The 3328-nt window shown below is 49.8% G+C and carries 2 protein-coding genes; one reads left to right on the top strand and one right to left on the bottom strand.

The window, feature by feature from the left end; genetic code table 11:
- Nucleotides 1-2506, bottom strand: a 2506-nt coding sequence (locus tag Q0340_RS07335; protein ID WP_298082771.1) for an MFS transporter, incomplete at its 3' end; no start/stop codon positions are given.
- 97 nt (nt 2507-2603) lie between these two features.
- Between Q0340_RS07335 and Q0340_RS07340 the strand changes: the two genes are divergently transcribed.
- A complete protein-coding gene (locus tag Q0340_RS07340) occupies nt 2604-3131 on the top strand; it encodes a hypothetical protein (protein ID WP_298082772.1) in 528 nt (175 codons plus the stop codon).
- Nucleotides 3132-3328 lie beyond the last annotated feature (197 nt).

Here is a 3328-nt window from a genome sequence, read left to right on the forward strand (position 1 = left end):
GAAAGATCGGCAGCGACGCTAAAATCGCGTCGTGCTCGGTGGCGTTTATGAGCTCGGAGATCTGCTTGACGTTCGCCATTATGTTTTTGTGCGTCAAAACCACGCCTTTGGGCTTTCCCTCGCTGCCGCTGCTAAATAAAATGGTCGCTACGTCCTCTATCGCATGCGGCTTAAAATACAGCGCGCGAAATAAAATTTTAGGCATCAGCAGCGATTTTAGCGCGCAGGCTATGCGCTCGTTTTTAGAGGTGTCCGCGCTTATATCTTCAAGATATACAAGCCGATCGCCGATCGAACCCTCCAGCTCAAAGCCCTTTGATTTGAGCTTTTCTACGAATTTGCGCGAGCTGATGATCGTGCGGATATTTGCTTTATCCGCGCAGTAGATTAAGTTCTCTTCGCTTAGCGTGTAGTTTAAATTTACGCTCGTTTTGCCCATCGCAAAAAGCGTTAAATTTACGGCGCTTGCGATGACCGAGCTAGGCAAAATGATACCGACGTTTTCCTCGCTGCTTATGCGACTCTTTAGCCTTTTGCGAAGTATCAAAACGGCGCTCATCATCGCTAAATTTGTGAAGCTCACTCCCGTGCTATCGACCGCTACGCGCTTAAAAGGCGATCTTTTGGCTTGATTTAGCCAGTTGTAGGCAAGCGGCTTTAGGCTTGCGAGATATTTGCCCCAGCTGAAAAACGATAGCTCCGTTACTGCGCGCTTTACCTCGTGCGCCTTGGAATTTGCCCCAATCGGCGCGCCAAAGCTTACGCGAAGTGCGTTTTTGCCGCTTTGCGAGATCGTTCTTTTATAATGCTCACTGGCGCGCGAAAACGTCGATCCCCAAAGCCCTCTGATATAAAAAGGCACGATTACGGAGTTCGTATCGTGCGCGGCTAACTCAAACCCGCCTTGAAACTCGTCTATGCGGCCGTTGTAGCTGATGTGTCCTTCGGGGAAGAGCCCCACTACTTCACCAGCATTTAGCGCCTCGCGGATGCTTTCGATCGCGCTTTTGCTCACGCCCGCTCCGATCGGAATGACGCGGAAAATTTTAAAAAACCACTTCAAATACCACAGATCGTAGTAGCTGCGATGCATCACGAAGCGCACGCCGCGCGGGCAGGCAAGCTGCACCACCGCCCAATCGATCCAGCTGATATGGTTGCCTAAAAGTAGCACGCCGCCTTTTTGCGGGATGTTTTCGATACCGTCTACGTGGACTTGGTAGCCAAATTTCATAAACGGAATGAGTAAAATTCTAACGAAAAGCTGCGGTAGATATTTCGCGCCGAAGATCCCGCATATGAGCACGCAAAGAGCAGCCATAACGAAAATTTCGCCGCTGGCGACCGCAAAATGCACCAAGATGATGGCGATGAGCAAAAACAGCACCATAAAGATATTTTGGATAAAATTTGAGCCCGCGAGCACCCGTCCCATGCGCTCATCGGCGGTGAAAAACTGAATGACGGCGTTGAGCGGCACGATGAAAATTCCGCCGCTAAATCCGAAGAAAAACGACGCCGTGCCGAGCCAAAATACCGAGTGCGCGTTGGCTAGCACCATTAGCGCGAGCGCAAGACCAAATGCGCCGAACGGCACGATACCGAGCTCGATATGCTTTTTGCAGTAGCTGCCCGCAAAGATCGAGCCTAACGCGATTCCGATCGCACTAAGAGCTAAGATCACCTGGATCACCATTACGTTGTCGCTGCCGCTAAGGCTCTTGTAGTGAGCCGGGAAGGTCGCGATCACGAGCTGCGAGACCGCCCAAAACATCGCAAGTCCCAGCGTGCAGAGCAGGATGTTTTTGTCTTTGATTACAAATTTTAAATTTTGCTTCAAGTAGTGCAGGCGTAGATATTCTTTCGTGTCAAATTCCGCCTGCGGCTGCGCGGCGTCGAAGAATGGAATTTTATACGAGTAGTATGTTTCAAGCGCGGAGCCCGCGACCAAAAGCACGCCGATGAACCAAACCGAGCTCATCAGCTCGCCCGCGTCGCTGCTGCGGGCTGCAAACAGCTCGAAAATCACCGAAAAAACAAGCGATGAAAGCAGAATCGCGATGATCGTAAGAGCCTGCACGAGGCCGTTTGCCGCGCCTAAATTTTTCGCGCCGACGATCTTTTTTATCAGGCCGTATTTGGCGGGTGAGTAGATCGCGCTTTGCGCCGCAAGCAGGATCGTCATAAAAAACGCGAAATAAAACCACCCGCACGCATAACCTAGCGTAATGAGCGCGGTAAGCGCGACGCCGAGTTTCGCGCAGATCCGCGTAATGCGGGTGCGCGAGAATTTGTCGTTGAGATAACCGCTGGCGCTAAAAAGAAATACGTAAGGCAGCAAAATTAGCAAATTTACAAGCGAGGTAAGGGCGATGAGAGCGCCCGAATCGGCGCTTTTGACAAGGACGTTTTGGATCGTGATCTTATGGCCCAGATCGACGCTTGCGTTGATAAACATAATCGCCAAAAACGGCAAAAATCCGTTGATTTTTAATAAAGATTTCAAGCTATCTCCTTTAAAAACGGGATTTTATCTCACGGAAGTTAACGGACGCAAATTTAAGGCGGCTTCGCTACAATTACGCAAAAATTAAAGGAAAAATATGAAAGTACGTATCACCAATCGCGACGTCGATAATCTCAATAAATTTATGCTGCTTTACAGCAAAAAGGCGCGCAAGCAGCGCCTAGTCAGCACCTACGCCATACCGTTTGAGTTTTTGCTCATGGGCATCATCATCGACGGGCTTTTAAAAACGGCGCCGATTGCGAGCGTGGCGTCGGTTGTTTTGGGTGCGGCGTGGCTTATTTTTTATCCGAAATTTTACCGCCGCATGCTAAGAAAGCATCTGGATGCTGCTAAGCTCGCGCAAGACTCAAAAATAGAGATGGAATTTATCGCGGACGAGGATGAAATTTCATTTTCAAAGGGCGAGCCGCGCGCAAGCGAGAAATTTGCCGCGCGCTCGCTAAATCGAATCGCTGCGGGCGGGGAGAATTTTTTCTTGGCGTTTGATCGCGGTTTTCATATCGTCCTTCCCAAAAACGCCGAGACGGACGCCGCGGTGCGGCATCTCGCGGATCTGCGCGGGCTGCAGATCGAGCCCGTGGATATGGACGTTAAAATTTAGAGCTTTGCTTTTAAATTTAAGACTCGTAAAATTCGTGATATAAATTTAAAATTCTAGAATTTCGCCTTTGGAATTCGGGTTGCAGCGGCGTTTATTTGTAAAATTCCATTTAAATTTTTGTTCGTGATATCGTAATCTTGGGGCGGGAAGGGGGCTTGAATTGCGAGGTCGCTCCCCTTCCCGCCCCAAACCCCACC

Source organism: uncultured Campylobacter sp. (genome assembly GCF_938045595.1).
Classification (GTDB): domain Bacteria; phylum Campylobacterota; class Campylobacteria; order Campylobacterales; family Campylobacteraceae; genus Campylobacter_B.